We start from the raw sequence: 7,137 nt of genomic DNA on the forward strand, positions 1-7,137 counted from the left end.
CCGGGGTGACTGCGGATAGGTCATGCGTGTGCTCCTTGGTAGACGGCCGGTCTGAGGACCGCGATGGAGTCGAGGTTGCGGAACCGCTCGTCGTAGTCGAGGCCGAAGCCGACGACGAACTCGTCGGGTATGTCGAAGCCGTGGTATCTCACGTCGACGTCGACCTCCCGCCGCGCCGGCTTCTCGAGAAGGGCGAACACCTCGACGGATGCCGCCCTGCGGCCTCTGAGCTCGTCCACCAGCCAGGCGAGTGTCCTTCCGGAATCCACGATATCCTCGACGATGAGAATGTGCCGGCCGCGAACGTCGCTGGAAAGGTCCTGCCGCACGGTCACGGTCCCCGTGCTCGACGTCCCCGATCCATAGCTCGACAGACTCATGAAATCCATCGTCACGGGAATGCTCAGCGCCTGGGAGAAGGCGACCATGGTGTTCACCGCACCCTTGAGGACTCCGACAAGCAGCAGGTCATCGCCGCGGTGGTCCTCGCTCACCTGCCGTGCGACCTCCTCGATCCTGGTGTGGATTGCGGAGCTGCTGACCAGCTCGTGGTCGATGGATTCGGCGACGTCAGCGATTTTCATGCATTCCATCTTGGCACAGCCGAATGACGTGTCCCTGACGGAACGCTGAACGTCCGCCGGGAAGCGCGACGGCCCCCTGGCCATGCCAGTCGACGGCCAGCGCCTCGATGGCGAGGACATGGCGTTCCGCCGCCGTCACGCCCACCGTGGCCAGCGCCCGCAGGATGACGCGCGTGCGGATGGCCCGGTGCTCGGCGGCAAGACCATCGGCATCCACACGCGCCTCCGGCCGTGCGGAATGCAAATCCCGGTACACCTCGATCAGCCGTCCGGCGGCCTCGTCGGAGAGGCGGTTCAGGCAGTCGGCGTCCATCGCATACCGCTCCGCCTGCCGGGACAGCACTCCCGTGACATCCGACCCGGTAAGACGATCGAGGAACGGGATCAGCGCATGGCGTATCCGGGAACGCAGCGGGTAGTTCCGATCCAGCCCGCCATGGACGGCCGCCGCATCCCCATTCGTGGGATCGTCCCACCATCCGAGACCCAGGTCCCGGCAGATGGCGGTGGTCTGCGAACGGCGCAGACCGAGCAGAGGGCGAAGGAACACGACCCCTTCGACCGACGTCGATCGGGGCATGCCGGCCATGGATTCCAACCCCCCGGACCGGAGCAGGCCGAGCAGCACCGTCTCCGCCTGGTCGTTGCGCGTATGCGCGAGCAGCACGGCGACCGCGCGCTCCTCCCGAGCCGATCGGGACAGGGCGTGATATCGGGCGCTGCGGGCCGCGTCCTCCACGCCTCCGCCGACGTCCACGACATCCACCCTGCGTATGAGAACGGGATCAAGCCCCAGATGACGGCATCGTCCGGCGGCCTCGGCGGCGACGGTCTCGGAGCCGCGCTGAAGACGATGGTCGATGACGACCGCGCCGCACCGAACCCCCAGACTGGCGCAGACCGTGGCCGCGGTCGCGGCCAGGGCCAGAGAGTCGCGCCCGCCCGAGCAGGCGACGAGCACAAGCGGGGCGTCGGCGGCGGGCCTATGCTCGCCATGACTGCGGAACACGTCGCCCTGCCGGGCGATACCGATCATGGCGAGTGAGGCCCTGACCGCCCCGACGGCGGCCTTCATCGCAGCGGAGTACACGGCTCCTCCAATCCCCGCATCCGCCGGCCCCTCACAGCTTCACCAGAGATCCGACGAAATCGCCGATGGCGGCGTACGCCGCGCTGTAATCCTGCGGATCGTTGACGATCACCGCGAAGACGAGGATCCCGCCTCCCGAGCGAAGCACCGTCCCCGTCATGGACGTCACGCCGGACAGGCTGCCCGTCTTCGCGTGGATGAGTCCCGCCACCGAGGAGTCGAACCGGCTCTTCGCCGTGCCCACGAGTCCGGCGACCGACAGTCCCTCCCCCGCCGCCGACGCGGCCGGGGTCCGCAGAATGGTCGCCTGGACGGCCACGAGAGTGCGCACGGTCACCCGGGATCCGGGCGACAGGCCCGAGCAGTCGGCCATGGACAGACCCTTCGTCGTCACGCGGAGGGCCGTCAGCCGCTGTTTCACGGCCGCGGTCGCCCCCTGCGGAGAGTTGCCTGTGCCGAGCTTCAAGGCCGTGAGCCGGCCGAACTCCTCCGCAAGGGTGTTGTCGGAATGCCGCAGCATGAAGGCCATGACCTCGCCGAGCGTGGCGGAGCTCACCGAGGCGACGGGCGACAGCCCGTCGGGGACCGTGCCGGAGGTCGGCGACCCCGTCACCGTTATGCCCTGCTCGCGCAGCCTCGTGGCGAAGGCGGCGGCCGCGTCCGCCGCGGTGGTCGTCGACAGGGTCGGATACGCCTCGAAGTCGTCGGGATCGGAGGGCTTCTGCCCCGAGGACCATTCTCGGCCGCCATCCACCGCCATGGAGGAGACCGGGGTGTAGTACAGGCCGTCCGGATTGTTCGTGGCGATGGAGGAGGGCGATCGCACGGACCCGAAAAGCGAGTCGTCGTAGACGAGCCGCACGGTGTCGAGCCCACGCTGCCTCAGCGCCTGGGCGGTCTCCTTCGCCAGGGTGCGGAGGCCCGCGCGGCCGTTGACATGGGAGGTGTCGCTGTCGCCGGAGGACAGCAGCATATCGCCGTTGCCTTTGAGGATCACGGTCGTCCCGGAGCCCTCGGACTGGCTCAGATAGGTCCGCGTGTCGAGGGTGGAGCCCATGTCGAGCGTGGTGGCTGCGGCGAGAGAGGTCAGCGTCTTGAGCGTGGAGGCGGGTTCGCGCGCCTGATCGGCCGACCTCTCCGCGACGACCGTGCCGTCGGCGTCCGCCACGGCCACGGAATAGTCCGCGCCGATCCCGGAGGACGCGGCGAAGGAGGATACGAGCCGCGACGCCGACGTGGCATCCACGTCCCGGGATTCGTCGAGCCTCCCGGCGAGATCGGACGCGGCGCGGGCCTTCCGGGATGCCGACGGGAGGGACCTGTCCAGTCCCGCAAGCGTGAGCGGACCCGGCAGAACATCGAGGGAGTCGCCGACGAGGTAGGCGATGCACAGAACGGCCGTGACGAGAACCGACGCCGTGACGATGACGACGCGCGGGAACCCGGATGACGGGCGCGACGCGGGCCCCTGCCCATCATGCGTCCTCCTGCGGTCCGGCGCGGAGTCGGAGCCCCGTCGCTCCGACGCGCCCGCGCCCCGTCCCTCGTCGCCGGGTCCCTCGTCGCGACGCGTCGTGGAATCCTCATGCGTGTCGCCGCCGCGCGCGCCGTCCGACGTCATCAGTTGCCCCTATGCACGATCGGCTTCCATTCCGCCCGGGCGAAAATCGCCTGGAAGGAGATGGGGACGTAGCTGAGCATGTACAGCGGGAAGCTGAGCACGTAGGCGAAAAGCTCCTTGTTGGTGGCACCGATCCTGTCCCGTTCGACGATGCTCGTCAGAGCGGCGAGGCCCATCATGACGAGCACGCCCGTCACCGTTCCGGACACCCAGCCCGACAGATACGACAGCTGGCTCGACCAGCTGACGAAGCCGAAGACGGCGAAGAGGACCCCCAGCAGGGTGCGGACGACCGTGATCAGCGTGAAGGGGCAGAGAAGCAGGGTGAAGTCCACGGCCGAGAAGTCCCGCTCGCGCACGGCCCTGCGGATCAGCGCGGGGCCATAGAAGCGGAACACCTGGAGGAAGCCCTTGCTCCAGCGAAGGCGCTGCCGCCAGCTCTGACGGAAGGTCACGGGCTGCTCGTCGTAGAGGATGGCCGAACCGCAGTATCCCACGCGATCGCCGTGGAGGATGGAGTCCATGGTGAACTCGAGGTCCTCGGTGAGAAGGTGGAACTTCCACCCGCGGTTGCGCTTCATGATCCCGCGGGAGAACATGAATCCCGTGCCACCGACGTGGCAGCTCGACCCGAAAAGCATCCGTGAGTTGTTGAGGAAGCGCGATTCTCGGATGAACCACAGCGCGGACCCCGAGGAGACCCAGTTGTCGGCGAGGTTCACCGAGTTGCGGTAGCTGGTCAGGATGCGGAACCCGGCATGGAAGCCCTTGTTCATCTCCTCGATGTACCGGGGATCGATGCGGTTGTCGGCGTCGAACACGAAATAGGCGTCATAGCGGTCCTCGAGACCGGCGTCGATCATATGGCCGAGCAGATAGGACAGGGCGTAGCCCTTCCCCACATGCACCTGGTCCCTGCGCTCGATGACATGGCATCCCCGGGCCCGTGCCACCTCGGCGGTGGCGTCGGTGCAGTTGTCCGCCACCACCCAGATGTCCACGAGATCCGACGGATAGGTCTGCGCGTGGAGGGATTCGATGAGGTTGGCGATGACGTTCTCCTCGTTCCGCGCCGAGACGAGAACGGCGTAACGCCTGTCCATCGGGGCGTCGGGGAAGGTCCGCTCCTTGACGAAGAGTCCGGCGACGACGCAGACCGCCTGGTAGAGCAGTCCCGCGCCGCCGACGACGAGAAGCAGCGTATCGAGCACCGAAAGAAGAACCATCTATCGCCACTCCGCCCGCGGATTCGAAGGGCCGGAACCGGATTGCGCGGAACCGGATTGGCCGGAATCCGACGATGCCGACGACCCATCCCCATCGCCGGGTTTCGACGCCGACTCGGGTTGTCGGTCATCGCCATCGTCCTCGCCACGATGCGCATCCCGGCGGATCGGCGTCGTGCCAGGATCCTCCGACGCGTCCGGGTCGGGTCCGTCATCGGACCCCGACAAGGCGACGGCTCCACGCCGACGACCGTCCGGAAGACTCTGCGGGATGGCCACCGTGGCCGAGTCCTCGTTGCCGTCGACGGTCCCGCCGCGTCCCCAGCCTCCGGACGCGAACGACCCGATCTCCCCCTGGAGCCGCCGCAGCTCCTCGTCCACGGGGGCGCGCGAGCTGGATCCACGGGCTGCCCGTGGGATGCGCTCGCTGACGGGCCTGATGACATGACGGTTGAAGGCCTCGGCGCCCTCGACGACCTTCGACTTGCGCATGGAGACGGGATCCGCCATCAGAGGCGAGTCCACCAGGTCGTAGCGTTTGAGGTACACCTTGGCGATCGCCTGGATGCTGGCCGTGACGGGCAGCGCGAGGAAGGCGCCCAGCGCGCCGAACACGGCGCCGAGAACGAGCACGGAGAGGAAGGCGACGGCCGGGTTGAGATCCATCGTGCGCTGCGAGATCTTCGGCGAGAGGATGAGGTTCTCGACCTGCTGATAGACGACGATGTAGACGAGGACGCCCACGGCATAGGGCAGGCCGTTCGACCCCCAGGCGAACACCACCGGCAGGGCGCCGCCGATGTACGTGCCCACGGTGGGGATGAACTGGGAGGTGATGCCGCAGAACAGCGCGAGCGGCAGCCACGAGGGGACGTGGATGATCTCCAGGAAGACGGCCATGCAGGCCGCGTTGATGGCCGCAAGGATGGTCCGTGAGAAGAGGAAGCCCGAGATCTGGTCCTGGACGACGGTCCAGACGAGCAGGAAGCGCCTCTGGGTCACCGGACCAAGCCACTGGCACAGGCTTCGCCGCATCCGAGGGCCCGCCGCGGAGACGTAGAAGGTCACCATGAGCACGGTGAGGAGGTCGAGCAGCGCGCTGAACACCCCCATGGTCGTGCTCAGCGCCTGTCCTGCGAAGTCGGTGACCCACGAGGTCTGAAGGTTGCTGAGGATCTCGCTGCCGAGACTGGTCTTCTCAGGCAGGTCGAACCCGGTGTGCTGGGAGACGAAGGCGGAGATCTCGTCATAGACCTGGGGCAGCCCCCGGACCATGGAGATCATCTGCTGGACGAACATATTGCCGAACAGCGCGAGCAGCGCCATCACCAGCACGGTGAGACCCGTGAGACAGACCGCCGCCGCCGCGCCGCGCCTCCAGCCGTGTCGAACCATCATCAGCACAAGAGGCTCGATGGCCAGGGAGATGAACACGGCGATGACGATGTCGAGGACGATGAAGGAGACCTGGCCCCACGACCGCCACAGGAAGTACGCGACGAAAACCCCTATGCCCGTGTACAGCAGGGCCCTCCCCCACCACTCGGGCGGCCTGCGCGGGTCCCCCTTGGAGGGGAACACCGACGCCAGGTCGATCTTCGACTCGTCGCGGTCATTCATGGCTTCCCATACTAGCGTCGGGCCATCGACGCGCACCGGGAGGCGGGAGCCTCACGGAGGCGCCTGGAAGCGCAGGAAACCATCGGTGTAGGCGTCACCTTTTATCCTTGAAGCATGCTGAACGTCTCAATCGTCATCCCGGCGTGGAACGAGCAGGAGCGCATCGAGGCCTGCCTGACCAATGCCACCCGCCAGACGGTCACCCCGCACGAGGTGCTTGTGGTGGACAACCGCTCCACCGACGCCACGAGCCGCATCGTCGAGGACTTCATCCGCGACCATCCGGGCGCCCCCGTGCGTCTCCTCCATCAGAGCGCCGAGCAGGGGCTCATCCCCACCCGCAACTACGGGCTCAACCATGCCACCGGGGACGTGCTGGGACGCGTGGATGCCGACTGCATGCTCAAGCCCGACTGGGTGGAGGTGGTCTCGGGCATCTTCACCGAGGACTCCGAAGCCATGGGAGCCACGGGACCCGTCGTCTACTACGACATGCCGGCCAAGCGCGTGGGGCTGAAGGGGGATGACACGGTGCGTCGCCACACCTACCGGGCCGACGGCGGACAGGTGCTGCTGTTCGGATCGAACATGGCGCTGAGGGCCACGGCATGGCGGGCCATAGCCGAGGAGGTGTGCCCCGACAAGGAGGACGTCATGCACGAGGACCTGGACGTCTCGCTGCATCTGCTTGGACACGGCCTGAAAACCGTGTACTCGCGACGGATGATCTGCGGGATCTCCGCCCGACGCATCGACACCTCGTTCGCCTCGTTCCACAACTACATGAGGAGATTCCGCAACACCTTCGAGGCGCATCCCGAGCATTGGCGCCGGCACCGCACCGAGCAGGCCCTGTACGCCGCCTACCCCGCACTGCGCCTCTTCTACCCCGTCTATCAGAAGTACCTGGACATGATGGACATCAACCCGGCCGAACGGATCTGGCTCAAGGAGCAGTTCGAGATGGCCGAGAAGGAGGGTGAGAACGTCGACCGC

The 7,137-nt window shown here is 67.1% G+C and carries 6 protein-coding genes; 1 reads left to right on the forward strand and 5 read right to left on the reverse strand.

All coding sequences use genetic code 11. The annotated features are described in order from the left end of the window. Window positions 1-20: 20 nt before the first annotated feature. The 5 genes from hpt to RWX87_RS06170 are packed head-to-tail and all read right to left on the reverse strand — an operon-like array spanning window position 21 to window position 6,141. The gene (hpt, locus tag RWX87_RS06150) at window positions 21-584 is read right to left on the reverse strand and encodes a hypoxanthine phosphoribosyltransferase (protein ID WP_314688674.1); all 564 of its coding nucleotides are present in this window, start codon (window positions 582-584) and stop codon (window positions 21-23) included. Continuing rightward, complete coding sequence (gene tilS / locus RWX87_RS06155; protein ID WP_314688682.1) at window positions 571-1,659, reverse strand: tRNA lysidine(34) synthetase TilS; 1,089 nt, start codon at window positions 1,657-1,659, stop codon at window positions 571-573. Before tilS ends, hpt begins: the two co-directional genes overlap by 14 nt. Before the next feature lie 46 nt (window positions 1,660-1,705). Then, window positions 1,706-3,295, reverse strand: a complete 1,590-nt coding sequence (locus RWX87_RS06160; protein WP_314688675.1) for a D-alanyl-D-alanine carboxypeptidase — start codon at window positions 3,293-3,295, stop codon at window positions 1,706-1,708. Continuing rightward, window positions 3,295-4,521 carry a glycosyltransferase family 2 protein gene (locus tag RWX87_RS06165; RefSeq protein ID WP_314688676.1) on the reverse strand — a complete coding sequence of 409 codons (1,227 nt, stop codon included), beginning with the start codon at window positions 4,519-4,521 and terminating at the stop codon, window positions 3,295-3,297. Before RWX87_RS06165 ends, RWX87_RS06160 begins: the two co-directional genes overlap by 1 nt. Further along, on the reverse strand, window positions 4,522-6,141 hold the full coding sequence (locus RWX87_RS06170; protein WP_314688678.1) for an AI-2E family transporter: 1,620 nt from the start codon (window positions 6,139-6,141) through the stop codon (window positions 4,522-4,524). It lies immediately after the preceding gene. A gap of 114 nt (window positions 6,142-6,255) precedes the next feature. Between RWX87_RS06170 and RWX87_RS06175 the strand changes: the two genes are divergently transcribed. Continuing rightward, window positions 6,256-7,137: glycosyltransferase (locus RWX87_RS06175; RefSeq protein WP_314688680.1), on the forward strand; the 882-nt coding region annotated here is incomplete at its 3' end.

This window comes from uncultured Bifidobacterium sp. (assembly GCF_963540075.1).
Classification (GTDB): domain Bacteria; phylum Actinomycetota; class Actinomycetes; order Actinomycetales; family Bifidobacteriaceae; genus Bifidobacterium.